The sequence below is a fragment of the Streptomyces sp. NPDC056580 genome, assembly GCF_042793175.1.
GTDB lineage: Bacteria > Actinomycetota > Actinomycetes > Streptomycetales > Streptomycetaceae > Streptomyces.
The window spans coordinates 1-17067 of the sequence record NZ_JBHTVE010000025.1; the positions used below are offsets into that span (position 1 = coordinate 1).

Sequence of the window (17067 nt, forward strand, 5' to 3'; positions counted from 1 at the left end):
TCACCCACCGGCTGCCCCTGACCGAGGCACCGACCGGCTACGACCTGTTCAAGAACAAGAAGGACCACTGCGAGAAGGTCGTCCTCAAGCCGTGACAGCAGGTCGGTGACGTCTGGGCGCCTCCCGGCTCCGAGGAAAAAGCCCACTGGGACGGAAACCGAGACGCACGATGTCGAAGGGCCCCACCGCAAGCGGTGGGGCCCTTCGACATCGTGCCCGGTGAGGCACTGGCGGAGGATACGAGATTCGAACTCGTGAGGGGTTGCCCCCAACACGCTTTCCAAGCGTGCGCCCTAGGCCTCTAGGCGAATCCTCCGCCGGAAACATTACATGACCGAGGGGAGTGCTCGCGAACTCGTTCTCGCACGCCGCCATCGGGTACTGTGGGCGCAGCCCCTCACGCGGCGCTATCTGACTGAACTCCCCCAGGGCCGGAAGGCAGCAAGGGTAGGTTGGCTCTGGCGGGTGCGTGAGGGGCGCTTGCGTTCCCGGGCGGGGGCGGGGGCGGGGGCGGGTCGGGTCCGGGCCGGGAGCCTTGGGCGGGGTTGGTTGTCAGTGGTCGCCTATAACCTCGTATGCGTGTCGTCTCTCGCGCTGTACCGCCGCTATCGCCCGGAGACCTTTGGCGAGGTCATCGGGCAGGAGCATGTCACCGACCCGCTGCAGCAGGCGCTGCGGAACAACCGGGTCAATCACGCGTACCTGTTCAGCGGGCCGCGTGGCTGCGGGAAGACGACCAGCGCGCGCATCCTGGCCCGCTGCCTGAACTGTGAGCAGGGCCCCACCCCGACCCCCTGCGGCGAGTGCCAGTCCTGCCGTGACCTGGCCAGGAACGGGCCGGGTTCGATCGACGTCATCGAGATCGACGCGGCCTCTCACGGTGGTGTGGACGACGCCCGTGAGCTGCGCGAGAAGGCCTTCTTCGGACCCGCGAGCAGCCGCTACAAGATCTACATCATCGACGAGGCCCACATGGTCACGTCGGCCGGCTTCAACGCGCTGCTGAAGGTCGTGGAGGAGCCCCCGGAGCACCTCAAGTTCATCTTCGCCACCACCGAGCCCGAGAAGGTCATCGGCACGATCCGGTCGCGGACCCATCACTACCCCTTCCGGCTGGTCCCGCCGGGCACCCTGCGGGACTACCTGGCCGAGGTGTGCGGGCGGGAGGACATCCCGGTCGAGGAGGGCGTGCTGCCGCTCGTCGTGCGGGCCGGCGCCGGATCCGTGCGTGACTCGATGTCCGTCATGGACCAGCTCCTCGCCGGCGCGGCCGAGGAGGGTGTGACGTATGCCATGGCCACCTCCCTGCTCGGGTACACCGACGGGTCGCTGCTCGACTCCGTCGTCGAGGCCTTCGCCACCGGTGACGGGGCCGCCGCCTTCGAGGTCGTCGACCGGATCATCGAAGGCGGCAACGACCCGCGCCGTTTCGTCGCCGATCTGCTGGAGCGGCTGCGGGACCTGGTGATCCTCGCGGCGGTTCCGGACGCCGTCGAGAAGGGGCTGATCGACGCCCCGGCCGACGTGCTGGAGCGCATGCAGGCGCAGGCCTCCATCTTCGGCGCGGCCGAGCTGAGTCGCGCCGCCGACCTCGTCAACGAGGGCCTCACCGAGATGCGGGGCGCCAACTCGCCGCGCCTCCAGCTCGAACTGATCTGTGCCCGGGTGCTGCTCCCCGCTGCCTACGGCGACGAGCGGTCCGTCATGGCCCGCCTGGACCGGCTGGAGCGCGGCGTCGACCTCTCGGGCGGCGGCGCGCCCGCCATGGGGTACGTCCCGGGCCCCGGCGCCCACGCGGGTACGGCCCCGGTCGGCGCGCCGGTGCCGCCCGGCGGCGGCCCCGCCGCGGCCCGCGCGGCCGTACGGGGAGCGGGCGGACCGCCCGCCGGACCCGATGGGCCCGCCGGCCCCGGTCCCGGGGGCCCGGTCACCGGGCAGCCGACGGCGACCGAACCCGCACCGGCGCCCGCTCCGGCACCGGCTCCCGCACCCGCCACGGCCTCCCCCGCGCCCGCACCCGCTGCGCAGGCCCCCGCGCCCGCGGCGGCCGCTCCCGCCGAGCCCTCGGCCCCCGCCTCCGCGCAGGCCCCCGGCGCCTGGCCGACCGCCGCGACGGCCGGTGGCGGGCGGCGGCCCGGCGGCTGGCCGACGGCCGCAGCGGCGGGCTCGCAGCAGGGCGGCGCCGATCCGGCCCGCTCCCAGCCGCAGCGCCAGGCGCCGTCCGCTCCGGCGGCCCCCGCGCCGGGCGCCCCGGCCCCGGCGGCGGCACCGGCCGGCGGGCTGGACCCCCGCATGCTCTGGCCCGACATCCTCGAGGCCGTCAAGAACCGCAGGCGCTTCACCTGGATCCTGCTCAGCCAGAACGCCCAGGTGGCCGGGTTCGACGGCACCACCCTCCAGCTCGGCTTCGTCAACGCCGGCGCCCGGGACAACTTCGCCGGCAGCGGCAGCGAGGATGTGCTGCGCCAGGCGCTGGCCGAGCAGTTCAACGTGCAGTGGAAGATCGAGGCGGTCATCGACCCCTCGGGCGGCTCCGCGCCCCCGGCGCCCGGCGGCGCTCCGGGCTTCGGCGGGGGCGGCGGCGCGGGCTACGGCGGCGCACCCGCCGGCGGCTACGGCGCCCCGGCCGCCCCCCGCCCCGCCGCGCCGCAGCCGGCCGCGCCCGCACCTGCCGCGTCCCAGGGCGGCGCACCGCCCGCCCCGGCGCGGACCGCCCCCGCTCCACAGCCCGCCCGGGCGCCCGAGCCTGCCCCAGTCGCCCCCGAGGACGACATCCCCGAGGACGACGACCCCGACCTCGACGAGTCCGCCCTGTCCGGACACGAGCTGATCGTGCGGGAGCTGGGGGCGACGGTCGTGGAGGAGTTCACCAACGAGTAGCGGGCCGCGGCCGGCGGCTCGGGCCCGCCGTTCGTAGGAACCCACAGGAAACCCGCCCGGCGGACTTCGGCAACCTTGCCATTAGGCTGAACCCCGTGAAGGTCCTCGTCATCGGCAGCGGTGCCCGCGAACACGCCCTGTGCCGCTCCCTGTCCCTCGACCCCGACATCACCGCCCTGCACTGCGCACCCGGCAACGCCGGCATCGCCGAGGTGGCCGAGCTGCACCAGGTCGACGCGCTCGACGGCAAGGCCGTGGCCGCGCTGGCCGGTGACCTCGGGGCCGACCTCGTCGTCGTCGGCCCGGAGGCCCCGCTGGTCGCCGGCGTGGCCGACGCGGTGCGGGAGGCGGGCATCCCGGTGTTCGGCCCCTCCCGGGAGGCCGCGCGGCTCGAGGGATCCAAGGCCTTCGCCAAGGACGTGATGGCGGCGGCCGGCGTGCCGACCGCGCGGTCGTACGTCTGCACCACCCCGGCCGAGGCCGCCGAGGCCCTGGACGCCTTCGGGGCGCCCTACGTCGTCAAGGACGACGGTCTCGCCGCCGGCAAGGGCGTCGTGGTCACCTCCGACCTCGACGCGGCCAAGGCGCACGCGGCGGCCTGCGCGCAGGTGGTCGTCGAGGAGTTCCTCGACGGCCCCGAGGTGTCGCTGTTCGCCATCACCGACGGACGGACCGTCGTACCGCTCCAGCCCGCCCAGGACTTCAAGCGCGCCCTGGACGGCGACGAGGGTCCCAACACCGGCGGCATGGGTGCGTACTCGCCGCTGCCGTGGGCGGACCCCAAGCTGGTCGACGAGGTGCTGCAGACGGTGCTGCAGCCCACCGTGGACGAGATGCGGCGCCGGGGCACCCCGTTCTCCGGACTTCTGTACGCCGGTCTCGCGATCACCTCGCGCGGCGTGCGCGTCATCGAGTTCAACGCCCGCTTCGGCGACCCCGAGACCCAGGTCGTGCTGGCCCGGCTGAGGACCCCGCTGGGCGGCGTGCTGCTCTCCGCGGCGAACGGCACCCTGGCCGACCTCGAGCCGCTGCGCTGGAGCGAGGACGCCGCCGTCACCGTGGTGGTCGCCTCGCACAACTACCCCGGCGCCCCACGCACCGGTGACCCCATCACCGGCCTGGACGAGGTGGCCGCCGAGGACGCCCCGCACGCCTACGTACTGCACGCCGGGACCAAGCGGGACGGCGACGCGGTCGTCAGCGCGGGCGGGCGGGTGCTGTCGGTCACGGCGACCGGCGAGGACCTCGCCGGGGCGCGCGAGCGGGCGTACCGGGCGGTGGCCCGGATCAGTCTCGACGGCTCCCAGCACCGCACGGACATCGCTGAGCGGGCGGCGAGCGCCTGACCGGCCCGCTCAGCGGGCGGCGAGCGCCTGACCGGCCCGCACCGCCCTCCCGAACACCGCAGGCCCCGGATCCCGAATCCGGGGCCTGACCCTTGCTGTCCGTCACCCACCTCTGACCAAAGCCATTCCATCGAGTGAGCAATCCCCCATACGGCTGACTTGGCCCGGAGCCCCAACTATGGTGCGGCGCAAGCGTTCCGGCACTTGGCTCACCGGCATTGCGATGTCAGTGACGGGTGTCACAGTGGGGGAGTGAGCAACGCCAGGACAGCGCGGCACCGGCAGGGAGGGGGTGAGGTCGGGTCATGACCGCGAGCGGAACGGGACTCGGAGCCGAGGCGGGCGCGCGGGCCGCGCGCTCGTGGGCCCTGGCCGTGCTGCGCGTCCGCGGCCGGGCACTGGGCGTGGCCCTGCTGCCGGCGGCCGTCGAGGTGGTCCTGCTGACGGGCGGCGCCACCGGCAGGCTCACCGGCCCGGGCTGGGACACCGCCCGCTGGGCCGTGGGCGTGCCGGCCGCGCTCGTGCTGCTGGCCGCCACCGGCATCGCGCTGGTGGTGGCTCGCGCCCGCCCGGCCGTGAGCCCCACGGTCCCGGTCGCGGAAAAATCGGCCCCGGACCTGTACCGGCTGGTGCGCGACCTCGCCGACCGGCTCGACGTCCCCGCGCCCTCGGCCATAGCGCTCACCCCGGACTGCGACAGCTGGCTGGAGGACCGGACCCACCCGGCCCACGGTCCGCCCCCGCGGCCCGCGCACGACGAAGTGCCCGGCCCCGGCGGACCGGGCCCCGACGGGCGGCGGCGGCCCGCCACCGCCCCCGTCCTCGTCATCGGCTCTCCGTTCCTGTGGTGGATGCGCGTCGGTGAGCTGCGCGCGGTCCTCGCCCCGGTCGTCGCCGGTACGGGCCCCTCCGCGCACCCGGACATAGCCGCCGCCCGCCGCTTCGTACGCGGTCTCGACGCGGCGGTGGCGGTCGCCTCCACGCCCGGCCGCTGTCCGCTGACCAGGGCCGTGTGCGCGGCCCTCGGCTGGGTCGCCCGGCTGATGCTGCGCGGCTGCAGAGAACAGGCGGCCCTGATGGAGCGCGGGGTCGCCGCGGCCGCCGCCGAGCGCGCGCAGACCGTGGACTACGGGCTGCGGATCGTCGCCCAGGAGCAGGTCGGCCTCGCCTACGCGGGCTGGGACCGGCTGCTGACCAAGGTGGCGCTGCCCGCCTGGCGCATGGGCCGCTGGCCCTCCCGGCTGGACGCGGGTGTCGTGGCCGCCCTGACCGAGCTGTCCCGGCGGGACCGGCTGGCCGAGGGCTTCGCGTCCCGGCTTGGTGAGCGTCCCGCCTGCGACCTCCTGGAGGAGCCCGGCGTGGTGGACGAGGCCGCCTCCCTGCTCGCCGCCCGCCTCTTCCACGGCGGCCCGGCCGAGAACGGCCCGGACTGGGCGCCGGTGGACTGGCAGGCGTACCCGGAGGAGGTCGTCGACCGCACCTGGCGCGCGCACGCGGCACGGCTGCACCGCGTCCTGGACTCCCTCGGCGTCCGCCCCGCCGCCGGCACCCCCGACCGGGGCGGCCCCACGCTGGCCCGGGTGATGGACCACCTCATGGACGCCGCCCCGGCCGGCGCGGACGCCACCGCGGACGGCCACCTCGCCGCACCCGCCGGGCCGTCCGCCGCCCCCGCCACCGGGGACGACGAGACCGGCGGCGACACCGACACCGACGGTGGCACCGATGCCGATGCCGATGCCGACATCGACCCCGGCACCGGGCGCGGCGCGCTCCTCGCCGCCGGGCTCACCGCCGAGCTGGCCCGGGAGGAAGCCGCCGCGCCGAAGGGGGCGACCGCGGCCGGGCTGTTCCCGGACACCTCGCTGTGGGACGACGGCGCCCTGCCGCTGTTCCCGCTCCAGCCCCCGCGCACCGGACGCGACCTGCTCGCCGACCACGTCACGGCGATGGTCTGCTGTGCCGCCGTGGACACGGCCGGCGCGGCCCCCGCCCTCGACTGGCTGGACGGCCCCTCGCTGCTGCTGGACGGCGAGCGGGCGGCCGACCTCGGGCCCAAGGTGCTGCACCTGATCGAGGAGGGCGACCCCGGCCCGCTGCGCGACTGGCTGAGCGCGACCGGGATACGCCCGGAGAAACCGGTCCGGCTGGTCTGACCCGCCGGACGCCCGTGACGAATCCGCCGGGTCGTAGCGGATCCGGAGCCGTAACGGAGGGCAGACTTCCAGTTCAGGTCAATTCGCAACGAACAGTGACCGTGTCCGTGCGTTATGTGATGTGCTGGGACCGACCGCGCACATGGCAAAGGCATGCGACATACGACAGCACGACCGAGCAGCACGCACCACGCTGGCAACGGGGGCATGAGGGAGGGGAGCGTCCATGGCCTCGGACCACATCCGCCGCTGGGAGTCCGGAGCGCTCGCGCACGCCGTCACGGACCCCTTCGGCCAGGGCCCGGTGCCCTGGTTGCGCGGCAGTGAGACGTACTTCGACGACACGGGGCACGTGGTGCCCTGGTACGTCGACCCGAGCCCGCAGCAGCCCGCCGGCGAGCGGCCGCGCGTCCCCGCGCCGCGCACCTCCGGGCCGGGGCCCCGCTCGGCCGACGACGTGTACCGCCAGATCAAGGGCTTCACCTCGGCCGGGGCGGTCGCGCCCGGCGAGGCGATCGACTTCCACATCACGGTCGACCCGCCGCAGCAGTTCGGTGTCGACATCTACCGCATCGGCCACTACGGCGGCGACGGCGCCTCGAAGATCACCACCAGCCCCCGGCTCTCCGGCATCGTCCAGCCCCCTCCGCTGGCCGCCGACCGCACGGTGTCCTGTCACCACTGGTGGCTCTCCTGGCGCCTTCAGGTGCCCTCGCACTGGACCGTCGGCGCCTACGTGGCGGTCCTCACCACCGCCGACGGCTACCGCTCCCACGTGCCCTTCACGGTCCGCGACGACCACCCGGCCGATCTGCTCCTGCTGCTGCCCGACGTCACCTGGCAGGCGTACAACCTCTACCCGGAGGACGGCCGCACCGGCGCCAGCCTGTACCACGCGTGGGACGAGAAGGGCTGCCTGCTCGGCGAGGCGGACGCGGCCACCACGGTCTCCTTCGACCGCCCGTACGCGGGCGCCGGCCTGCCCCTGCACGTCGGCCACGCCTACGACTTCATCCGCTGGGCCGAGCGCTACGGCTACGACCTGGCCTACGCCGACGCCCGCGACCTGCACGCCGGCCGCGTCGACCCCACCCGGTACCGGGGCCTGGTCTTCCCCGGCCACGACGAGTACTGGACGGTCCCGATGCGCCGGGCCGCCGAGAACGCCAGGGACCACGGCACCTCCCTGGTCTTCCTCTCCGCGAACACCATGTACTGGCAGGTGGAGCTGGGCCCGTCCCCGTCCGGTGTCCCCGACCGGCTGCTGACCTGCCGCAAGCGCAAGGGCCCCGGGAAGCCGGTGCTCTGGCGCGAGATCGACCGGCCCGAGCAGCAGCTCGTCGGCATCCAGTACGCGGGCCGGGTCCCCGAGCCGCATCCGCTGGTCGTGCGCAACGCGGACCACTGGCTGTGGGACGCGACCGGGGCGCACGAGGGCGACCAGATCGAGGGCCTGGTCGCGGGCGAGGCGGACCGTTACTTCCCGCGCACCCCGCTGCCCGAGCACGACGAGCGCATCCTGCTCGCGCACTCCCCCTACACCGACAACGACGGCGTCCAGCGGCACCAGGAGACCTCCCTGTACCGGGCCCCCTCCGGCGCCTGGGTGTTCGCCTCCGGGACCTTCGCCTGGTCACCGTCCCTGGACCGCCCCGGGCACGTGGACCCGCGCATCCAGCGGGCCACGGCGAACCTGCTGGACCGCATCTGCAAACGGGACTGACCCTGGCCGCACCCCGAGCACCGGCATACGGGAGAATCGAGGCATTGGACAGAACCACGGGGAGGAACCGTGTCCGGATTCGTAGAAAAGCCCGAGCCGCTCCAGGTTCCGGGCCTGGTGCACCTGCACACCGGCAAGGTGCGCGAGCTGTACCAGAACGAGGCGGGCGACCTCGTGATGGTCGCCAGCGACCGCATGTCCGCCTACGACTGGGTGCTCCCGACGGAGATCCCCGACAAGGGCCGGGTGCTCACCCGGCTCTCCCTGTGGTGGTTCGACCAGCTCCGGGACCTGGCCCCTAACCATGTGATCAGCACCGAGCTCCCCGAGCACGCCCCCGCCGACTGGGCGGGCCGCACGCTGGTCTGCAAGTCCCTGAAGATGGTCCCGGTCGAGTGCGTGGCCCGCGGCTACCTCACCGGCTCGGGCCTGGCCGAGTACGACGAGTCCCGCACGGTCTGCGGACTGGCGCTGCCCGAGGGTCTGGTGGACGGCTCGGAGCTGCCCGCCCCGATCTTCACCCCGGCCACCAAGGCCGAGGTCGGCGAGCACGACGAGAACGTCTCCTACGAGGAGGTCGCCCGGCAGGTCGGCGCGGACACCGCCGCCCAGCTCCGGCAGGCGACGCTCGCCGTGTACTCCCGCGCCCGGGACATCGCCCGCGACCGCGGGATCATCCTGGCCGACACCAAGTTCGAGTTCGGCTTCGACGGCGACACCCTGGTCCTCGCCGACGAGGTGCTCACCCCGGACTCCTCCCGCTTCTGGCCGGCCGATCACTGGCAGCCCGGCCGCGCGCAGCCGTCGTACGACAAGCAGTACGTCCGGGACTGGCTGACCTCCGCCGAGTCCGGCTGGGACCGCAGGAGCGAGCAGCCCCCGCCGCCGCTGCCCGAGCGGGTCGTCGAGGCCACCCGGCGGAAGTACGTGGAGGCGTACGAGCGGCTGACCGGCATGAGCTGGTCCTGACGCCGAGGCCCCTCGGTGAGAAGCCGGGGGCACGCAGAAAGCCCCCGGCCGGAACCGGGGGCTTCTCCGTGGAGCGGACGACGAGGCTCGAACTCGCGACCTCAACCTTGGCAAGGTTGCGCTCTACCAACTGAGCTACGTCCGCACTGCGCCGTGGCGCGAGAGCAACTATACCCAACCTCGCCGCTGCGCGGGACGCACTGCCGCACGCCGGTGCCGGCGCCGTGCCGCGCCAGGGCGGCGACGGGCCGGCCCCGCACGTCCGGTGGATCTCCGGCGAGCAGCAACTCCTGGGCCGTGCAGCGCTTTCCGGGGCGCGCGGGGCGGGTGGCACGGGTGGGACGACGGCTCGGCCGGGGCCGCCGGATGTGGTGGTCTTCACACGTCCGTTCACATGTCCGGTGCCGACGGCGAGTGTTCGGCGGAACCGGACGCACAAAAAAGCCCCGGTCCAGAAGACCGGGGCTTTTCCCCTGAGCGGACGACGAGGCTCGAACTCGCGACCTCAACCTTGGCAAGGTTGCGCTCTACCAACTGAGCTACGTCCGCACTGCCCCCGACCGGCTCCCACCGATCGGTGCGAGCACCAGCCTACCTGATCCACAAGAGTGGTCGTGTCGACCGGTGCAGAGCGGGTGACAGGAATTGCACACTGCGCCTTCCCCCTGGAAGGGGGATGTTCTACTACTGAACTACACCCGCACGGTCCGTGGGATCCGGCCTTCCGGCCTCGCCCCGCGGCGTGTCCCAGACATTAGCTGATCAGCAGGGGGGTTGCGCAAGTCGGCTCCCGGCGCGGCCAAGTGCACGGCCCCCAGGGCCCGCTGACGGACCCTGAGGGCTCGCCCCTTCGCGGGCCTCACTGCGCGGCGCTGAACGCCTCGTAGACCTTCTTCGGGATGCGTCCGCGCGCCGGCACGTCCATCTTGTTCGCCTGGGCCCAGGCGCGTACGGCCGCCGGATGCGGGGCGACCTCCGTCTGCTTGTACGCCTTGCCGGACCGCGAGCGCTTGCGGCCCGCCTCCACGTAGGGCTCGAGCGCCTTGCGCAGTTTTCCGGCGTTGGTTTCGTTCAGGTCGATCTCGTACGACTTGCCGTCGAGTCCGAAGGCGATCGTCTCCGCCGCTTCCGAGCCGTCGATGTCGTCGAAGAGAGTGACCACGACCTTTTGCGCCACGAATATCGGTCCCTTCGTGCGGCACGTCGATACAGCTCATCGGTGATGACGTGCCGAGTATCGGCTATTGCCAATTCATTTGTACAGTGCCCGGCAATGCAAAGTGAAGCCCGACTAAATCCGCCCGCGTGTCCCCGTGCAATACATGTCGTGGGTGGGTCCGTGGAACTTTCCCAGAACTTTTCGCGAGGGGGCGCGCCCGTCACCCGATCGTGATGCGGCTCACGTAGTTTCCTACAACTCTACCCGCGTAGAAATTTTGTGCGGGTAGTCTGAAGGAACCTGCTCAGCACCACACACCGGGAGTGCCAGTGGCACGCGTCGTAGTCGACGTCATGCTCAAGCCGGAGATCCTCGACCCCCAGGGCCAGGCGGTCCAGCGTGCGCTGCCGCGCCTGGGTTTCGAGGGGATCTCGGACGTCCGTCAGGGAAAGCGTTTCGAACTGGAAGTTGACGGGCCGGTCGACGAGGCCGCGCTCGCCCGCATCCACGATCTTGCGGAATCCTTCCTCGCCAACACGGTGATCGAGGACTTCACCGTCAAGGTCGAAGAGGGAGCGGAAGTCGCGGAGGCGGCCAAGTGACCGCTCGTATTGGCGTCGTCACTTTCCCGGGAAGTCTCGACGACCGGGACACCCAGCGCGCGATCCGCCTCGCTGGTGCCGAACCGGTCGCACTCTGGCACAAGGACAAGGACCACAAGCAGGTCGACGCCGTCGTGCTGCCCGGCGGTTTCTCCTACGGCGACTATCTGCGGGCCGGCGCCATCTCCCGCTTCTCGCCGGTGATGGAGACGCTCATCGAGCAGGCGAAGGCCGGACTCCCGGTCCTCGGCATCTGCAACGGCTTCCAGGTCCTCACCGAGGCCCACCTCCTGCCGGGCGGCATGCTCGGCAACGACCACCTCCACTTCGTCTGCCGCGAGCAGAAGCTGCGGGTGGAGAACGCGCAGACCGCCTGGACCAGCGACTACCGCGCAGGCCAGGAGATCCGCATCCCGCTGAAGAACATGGACGGCCGCTACGTCGCCGACCAGTACACGCTGGACAAGCTGGAGGCGGAGGGCCGGGTCGCGTTCCGCTACCTGGACCACAACCCGAACGGCTCGCTCAACGACATCGCCGGCATCACCAACGAGGCCGGGAACGTCGTCGGCCTCATGCCGCACCCCGAGCACGCCGTCGAGCCGCTGATCGGTACGGGCCGTACCGACGGCCTGCCCTTCTTCACCTCGATCCTCAAGAAGCTGGTCAACGCATGAGCCGGACGCCTCTGGACACGGTCGAGCACGCGGCCGCGACCCCCGACGTCGAGCTGCCCTGGGCCGAACTCGGCCTGAAGAAGGACGAGTACGAGCGGGTGGTGGAGATCCTCGGCCGCCGCCCGACCGGCGCCGAACTCGCCATGTACTCGGTCATGTGGTCCGAGCACTGCTCGTACAAGTCCTCCAAGGTCCACCTGCGCCAGTTCGGCGAGAAGGCGCCCCAGTCGGACGCGCTGCTCGTCGGCATCGGCGAGAACGCCGGCGTGGTGGACGTCGGCCAGGGCTACGCGGTCACCTTCAAGGTCGAGTCGCACAACCACCCGTCGTACGTCGAGCCCTACCAGGGCGCGGCCACGGGTGTCGGCGGCATCGTGCGCGACATCATCGCGATGGGCGCCCGCCCGGTGGCCGTGGTCGACCCGCTGCGCTTCGGCGCCGCCGACCACCCCGACACCCGGCGCGTGCTGCCCGGCGTGGTCGCGGGCATCGGCGGCTACGGCAACTGCCTGGGCCTGCCCAACATCGGCGGCGAGGTCGTCTTCGACGCCTGCTACCAGGGCAACCCGCTGGTCAACGCGGGCGCCATCGGTGTCATGCGGCACGAGGACATCCACCTCGCCAAGGCCTCCGGCGCGGGCAACAAGGTCATCCTGTACGGCGCCCGGACCGGCGGCGACGGCATCGGCGGCGCGTCCATCCTCGCCTCCGAGACCTTCGACGACGCCAAGCCGAGCAAGCGCCCGGCCGTCCAGGTCGGCGACCCCTTCCAGGAGAAGCTCCTCATCGAGTGCACCCTGGAGGCGTTCAAGGAGAAGCTCGTCGTCGGCATCCAGGACCTCGGCGCGGCCGGCCTGTCCTGCGCCACGTCCGAGCTGGCCTCCAACGGCTCCGGCGGCATGCGCGTCACCCTGGACGACGTACCGCTGCGCGACTCCACGCTCTCGCCCGAGGAGATCCTCATGAGCGAGTCGCAGGAACGCATGTGCGCGGTGGTCGAGCCGGCGAAGGTCGACCGGTTCCTCGAGATCTGCGACAAGTGGGACGTCATCGCCACCGTCGTCGGCGAGGTCACCGACGGCGACCGGCTGGAGATCTTCTGGCACGGCGGCAAGATCGTCGACGTCGACCCGCGCACGGTCGCCCACGAGGGCCCGACCTACGAGCGCCCGTACGCCCGCCCGTCCTGGCAGGACGAGCTCCAGGCGGACGACGCGAACAAGCTGCCGCGGCCGGCGACGAGCGAGGAGCTGAAGGACCAGGTCCTTAAGCTGGTGGCCTCGCCCAACCAGGCCTCCAAGAAGTGGATCACCTCGCAGTACGACCACTTCGTGCAGGGCAACACCGTCCTCGCCCAGCCCGAGGACTCCGGGATGATCCGCATCGACGAGGAGTCCGGCCTCGGCGTCGCCATCGCGACGGACGGCAACGGCCGGTACGCCAAGCTGGACCCGTACACGGGCGCCCAGCTGGCCCTCGCCGAGGCCTACCGGAACGTGGCGACCACCGGCGCGAAGCCGCTCGCCGTCTCCGACTGCCTGAACTTCGGCTCGCCCGAGGACCCGGCGGTGATGTGGCAGTTCGCGGAGGCCGTCCGCGGGCTCGCGGACGGCTGTCAGCAGCTCGGCACGCCGGTGACCGGCGGCAACGTCTCGCTCTACAACCAGACCGGCGAGGCGGCCATCCACCCGACCCCGGTGGTCGCCGTCCTCGGCGTCATCGACGACGTGGCCCGCCGCACCCCGGTCGCCTTCCAGGAGGAGGGCCAGCTCCTGTACCTCCTCGGCGACACGCGTGAGGAGTTCGGCGGCTCGGCCTGGTCCCAGGTGGTCCACGACCACCTCGGCGGCCTGCCCCCGAAGGTCGACCTGGAGCGCGAGCGCCTGCTGGCCGAGATCCTGATCTCCGCCTCCCGCGACGGCATGATCGACTCCGCGCACGACCTGTCGGACGGCGGTCTCGTCCAGGCGGTCGTGGAGTCGGCGCTGCTCGGCGGCAAGGGCGCGCGACTGATCGTCCCGGACGGCCTGGACGCGTTCACCTTCCTGTTCTCCGAGTCGGCCGGCCGCGCCGTCGTCGCCGTGCCGCGCTCGGAGGAGGTCCGCTTCAACGACATGTGCGGCGCACGCGGCCTGCCGGTCACCCGCATCGGCGTCGTGGACGGCGACTCCGTCGAGGTCCAGGGCGAGTTCACCCTGCCCCTGACCGAGCTGCGCGAGGCCCACGAGGCGACGATCCCGGCCCTGCTGGCGTAACACCCCGGCGCCTGTCGCCCCGCGGGCCCCGTCCGGCACTCCGGACGGGGCCCGCGGGTCTTCCGGTGCCCGAGGCCTCCGGACGCGCGCCGAGCGCACCCCCGGGGGCCGAAGGACGCGGCCGGGGCGGGCGGCCGGCGGGCCGCGCGGTACGGCCGCCTGCGGCGTGCTGGAGGGCGTGCTGGAACCCCGGGAGCGGGCCGACGGGGTGATGCAGGTGATGCCCGGTCCCGTGCGGCATAGGGTCGCTGTCATGTCTCCGGCCAAGAGGCGCGCCCGCGCATACGACCCCGCCAGGACCCGTGCCGCGGTCCGCGCCCAGCTCGGCAACGTACGGGAGGGCGTCCGGGGCCTGGATCCAGGGCGGCTCGCCCTGCCCACCCGGCTCGGCGCGTGGACCGTACGGGAGCTGGTCGCGCACATCGGCATGGCCGTCACGGCGGTCCACCGGGCGCTGGAGCTGCCGGCCCCGCCGAAGCAGGACGTCCAGGTGGCCGAGTGGCCCTTCGCCACCGCGGCCGACTCCGCCGCGATCGACGAGTTCACCCGCGGTCTCGTCACCGAGCGGCCCGACCTCGACGCCTACCTCGCCGAGGCCGACGCCGGCCTGCGCGCCCTGCTCGACGCCCACCCCGGCGGCCGGCTGCTGCGGACCAACGCGGGCGCCCTGCCCCTGGACGACTACCTGGTCACCCGCGCCGTGGAACTCGTCGTGCACACCGACGACCTCAACGCCGCCGTACCCGGCCTGGAGGTGCCCTGCGACCGGCAGGCGCTGGCCGCCGCCACCCGGCTCCTCGCCGACGCCCTCGCCCTGAAGGCGCCCGGCGCCTCCACCGAGGTGAGGGTGCCGCCGTACGCCGTGGTGCAGTGCGTCGAGGGGCCCCGGCACACCCGGGGCACTCCGCCCAACGTCGTGGAGACCGACCCGCTGACCTGGATCCGGCTGGCCACCGGCCGGCTGGACTTCGCGGACGCCGTGGCCGCGGCGAAGGTCAGCGCCAGCGGGGAGCGGGCCGACATCGGGGCGCTGCTGCCGCTCATGGCGTGACGGGAACCGGCGGGCGGGCGGCCCCGTCGAATCCATATGAACCGGTACAAGCAGCGCATGTCCCTGACGGCGGCCGCCGTGCTCGTCCCGCTCGTGGTGGCCTGTGGCGGTACCCCCGCCGGGCAGACGGGCAGCGGTCCGGGCGGCGGGCGGCAAGAGCCCGTGACCGGCGTCGACTGGCGCGTCGACGGCCTCACCGCGGGTGGCACCACCCTGCGGGCGCCCGCCACCGCCCGCCTGCGGATCGACGCCGACGGGCAGGCGTCGGGGAACCTCGGCTGCAACGGTTTCGGCGCCCGGGCCACCGTGCACGGCGACCGGATCACGTTCGGTGACATCCGGTCCACCAAGATGGCCTGCGGCGAGGACCGGATGACCTTCGAGCGCGCCTTCGCCCGCTTCCTCACCACCGGCACCATCACCGCCACGACCGCCGACCGGAAGCTCACGCTCACCGACGGGGACGGCGACCGCCTGCACCTCAGCCGTGGCGCCCCCGGATGATGTGCGACACCTCACTCACGCATTCCGCCGGCGCCCCAGGACCGCGGCCCGAGGGAGCGGGCCCACGCCCGGAACCGGTCCAGCGGCACCCCGCTGACCTGCGAAGTCCGGGAAACCGCCAAGGTGATCGACAAACACCGTCCCGGGGCGGCCGGGCATCCCCAATTCGGACCAGTGGTCGACCTCGCCTACACTCGGTGGCGTGCCACGTGGTGACGGTCGACTCAATCACGATCTGCTTCCCGGCGAGAAGGGCCCCCAGGACGCTTGCGGCGTCTTCGGTGTCTGGGCTCCGGGTGAAGAGGTCGCAAAGCTCACGTACTTCGGGCTCTACGCCCTCCAGCACCGGGGCCAGGAATCCGCGGGAATCGCGGTCAGCAACGGCTCCCAGATCCTCGTCTTCAAGGACATGGGCCTGGTCTCCCAGGTCTTCGACGAGACCTCGCTCGGTTCGCTCCAGGGTCACATCGCGGTCGGACACGCCCGCTACTCGACCACCGGCGCCTCCGTGTGGGAGAACGCCCAGCCGACGTTCCGTGCCACCGCGCACGGCTCGATCGCGCTCGGCCACAACGGCAACCTGGTCAACACGGCGCAGCTCGCCGAGATGGTCGCCGAACTGCCCAAGGACAGCAACGGCCGTTCCACCCGGGTCGCGGCCACCAACGACACCGACCTGCTGACGGCCCTGCTGGCCGCCCAGGTCGACGAGGACGGCAAGCCGCTGACCATCGAGGAGGCCGCCCACGCGGTCCTCCCGCGGGTCAAGGGCGCCTTCAGCCTCGTCTTCATGGACGAGCACACCCTCTACGCCGGCCGCGACCCGCAGGGCATCCGCCCGCTGGTCCTCGGCCGGCTGGAGCGCGGCTGGGTGGTCGCCTCGGAGTCCGCCGCCCTCGACATCTGCGGCGCGAGCTTCGTGCGGGAGATCGAGCCGGGCGAGTTCGTCGCCATCGACGAGAACGGCCTGCGCACCTCGCGATTCGCGGAAGCGAAGCCCAAGGGCTGTGTCTTCGAGTACGTGTACCTGGCCCGCCCTGACACCGACATCGCCGGCCGGAACGTGTACCTCTCCCGCGTCGAGATGGGCCGCCGCCTGGCCAAGGAGGCCCCGGTGGAGGCCGACCTGGTCATAGCGACCCCGGAGTCGGGCACCCCGGCCGCCATCGGCTACGCGGAGGCCTCCGGCATCCCGTTCGGCTCCGGCCTGGTGAAGAACGCCTACGTCGGCCGGACCTTCATCCAGCCCTCGCAGACCATCCGCCAGCTCGGCATCCGCCTGAAGCTGAACCCGCTGAAGGAAGTCATCAAGGGCAAGCGGCTGGTCGTCGTCGACGACTCGATCGTGCGCGGCAACACCCAGCGGGCCCTGGTGCGCATGCTCCGCGAGGCGGGCGCGGCCGAGGTCCACATCCGGATCTCCTCCCCGCCCGTTAAGTGGCCCTGCTTCTTCGGCATCGACTTCGCCACGCGCGCGGAGCTGATCGCCAACGGGATGACCATCGAGGAGATCGGCACCTCGCTCGGCGCCGACTCGCTCGCCTACATCTCCATCGACGGCATGATCGAGGCGACCACCATCGCCAAGCCGAACCTGTGCCGCGCCTGCTTCGACGGCGAGTACCCGATGGAGCTTCCGGACCCCGAGCTGCTCGGCAAGCAGCTGCTGGAGACCGAGCTCGCGGCCGGTCCGGCCGCCACGGCCGCCTCCGACGCGATCCGGCGCCCGTAACACCCCTGCAGTA

General features: G+C 72.6%; 12 protein-coding genes, 4 tRNA genes and 1 other RNA gene. 12 read left to right on the forward strand and 5 right to left on the reverse strand.

Translation table 11 applies throughout. The features are described from left to right. Positions 1-228: 228 nt before the first annotated feature. A tRNA-Ser gene (locus ACFQ9Z_RS36295) sits at positions 229-316 on the reverse strand. Positions 317-388: 72 nt separating this feature from the next. Here ACFQ9Z_RS36295 and ffs point away from each other — a divergent pair. From ffs to ACFQ9Z_RS36325, 6 genes are all read left to right on the forward strand, one after another. Beyond that, positions 389-487, forward strand: an RNA gene (gene ffs / locus ACFQ9Z_RS36300) — signal recognition particle sRNA small type. 92 nt (positions 488-579) lie between these two features. Further along, positions 580-2880, forward strand: a complete 2301-nt coding sequence (locus ACFQ9Z_RS36305; RefSeq protein ID WP_383030234.1) for a DNA polymerase III subunit gamma and tau — start codon at positions 580-582, stop codon at positions 2878-2880. A 95-nt stretch (positions 2881-2975) separates the two neighbouring features. Next, complete coding sequence (purD, locus tag ACFQ9Z_RS36310; RefSeq protein WP_383030237.1) at positions 2976-4226, forward strand: phosphoribosylamine--glycine ligase; 1251 nt, start codon at positions 2976-2978, stop codon at positions 4224-4226. Positions 4227-4531: 305 nt separating this feature from the next. Next, positions 4532-6382 (forward strand): hypothetical protein, encoded by a 1851-nt coding sequence (locus tag ACFQ9Z_RS36315; protein WP_383030239.1) that lies wholly within the window; start codon positions 4532-4534, stop codon positions 6380-6382. A gap of 226 nt (positions 6383-6608) precedes the next feature. After that, positions 6609-8105, forward strand: coding sequence for a N,N-dimethylformamidase beta subunit family domain-containing protein (locus tag ACFQ9Z_RS36320; RefSeq protein ID WP_383030242.1), 1497 nt, complete (start codon positions 6609-6611; stop codon positions 8103-8105). A 69-nt stretch (positions 8106-8174) separates the two neighbouring features. Further along, the gene (locus ACFQ9Z_RS36325; protein ID WP_383030245.1) at positions 8175-9074 is read left to right on the forward strand and encodes a phosphoribosylaminoimidazolesuccinocarboxamide synthase; all 900 of its coding nucleotides are present in this window, start codon (positions 8175-8177) and stop codon (positions 9072-9074) included. 69 nt (positions 9075-9143) lie between these two features. Here ACFQ9Z_RS36325 and ACFQ9Z_RS36330 read toward each other — a convergent pair. The 4 genes from ACFQ9Z_RS36330 to ACFQ9Z_RS36345 form a co-directional block, all read right to left on the reverse strand. After that, positions 9144-9219: transfer RNA gene (locus ACFQ9Z_RS36330), tRNA-Gly, on the reverse strand. Between the two features lie 331 nt (positions 9220-9550). Next, positions 9551-9623: transfer RNA gene (locus tag ACFQ9Z_RS36335), tRNA-Gly, on the reverse strand. A gap of 81 nt (positions 9624-9704) precedes the next feature. Further along, positions 9705-9776, reverse strand: a tRNA-Gly gene (locus ACFQ9Z_RS36340). 157 nt (positions 9777-9933) lie between these two features. Further along, a complete protein-coding gene (locus tag ACFQ9Z_RS36345; protein WP_383030247.1) occupies positions 9934-10251 on the reverse strand; it encodes an Lsr2 family protein in 318 nt (105 codons plus the stop codon). 311 nt (positions 10252-10562) lie between these two features. Between ACFQ9Z_RS36345 and purS the strand changes: the two genes are divergently transcribed. The 6 genes from purS (at position 10563) to purF (ending at position 17054) form a co-directional block, all read left to right on the forward strand. Beyond that, the gene (gene purS / locus ACFQ9Z_RS36350; RefSeq protein ID WP_137307596.1) at positions 10563-10835 is read left to right on the forward strand and encodes a phosphoribosylformylglycinamidine synthase subunit PurS; all 273 of its coding nucleotides are present in this window, start codon (positions 10563-10565) and stop codon (positions 10833-10835) included. Next, positions 10832-11512, forward strand: coding sequence for a phosphoribosylformylglycinamidine synthase subunit PurQ (purQ, locus tag ACFQ9Z_RS36355; RefSeq protein WP_383030252.1), 681 nt, complete (start codon positions 10832-10834; stop codon positions 11510-11512). Before purS ends, purQ begins: the two co-directional genes overlap by 4 nt. Continuing rightward, positions 11509-13767 carry a phosphoribosylformylglycinamidine synthase subunit PurL gene (gene purL / locus ACFQ9Z_RS36360; RefSeq protein WP_383030255.1) on the forward strand — a complete coding sequence of 753 codons (2259 nt, stop codon included), beginning with the start codon at positions 11509-11511 and terminating at the stop codon, positions 13765-13767. The genes purQ and purL overlap by 4 nt, the downstream gene beginning before the upstream one ends. A 253-nt stretch (positions 13768-14020) precedes the next feature. Beyond that, on the forward strand, positions 14021-14818 hold the full coding sequence (locus ACFQ9Z_RS36365; protein ID WP_383030258.1) for a sterol carrier family protein: 798 nt from the start codon (positions 14021-14023) through the stop codon (positions 14816-14818). A gap of 57 nt (positions 14819-14875) precedes the next feature. Continuing rightward, positions 14876-15322, forward strand: a complete 447-nt coding sequence (locus ACFQ9Z_RS36370; protein ID WP_383030261.1) for an META domain-containing protein — start codon at positions 14876-14878, stop codon at positions 15320-15322. Between the two features lie 202 nt (positions 15323-15524). After that, complete coding sequence (gene purF / locus ACFQ9Z_RS36375) at positions 15525-17054, forward strand: amidophosphoribosyltransferase (protein ID WP_383030263.1); 1530 nt, start codon at positions 15525-15527, stop codon at positions 17052-17054. Positions 17055-17067 lie beyond the last annotated feature (13 nt).

Coding starts and splice junctions, on each gene's coding strand:
- ACFQ9Z_RS36365 (WP_383030258.1), top strand. CDS start 14,021: ATGTCTCCGGCCAAGAGGCGCGCCCGCGCATACGACCCCGCCAGGACC.
- ACFQ9Z_RS36315 (WP_383030239.1), top strand. CDS start 4,532: ATGACCGCGAGCGGAACGGGACTCGGAGCCGAGGCGGGCGCGCGGGCC.
- ACFQ9Z_RS36370 (WP_383030261.1), top strand. CDS start 14,876: ATGTCCCTGACGGCGGCCGCCGTGCTCGTCCCGCTCGTGGTGGCCTGT.
- ACFQ9Z_RS36320 (WP_383030242.1), top strand. CDS start 6,609: ATGGCCTCGGACCACATCCGCCGCTGGGAGTCCGGAGCGCTCGCGCAC.
- purL (WP_383030255.1), top strand. CDS start 11,509: ATGAGCCGGACGCCTCTGGACACGGTCGAGCACGCGGCCGCGACCCCC.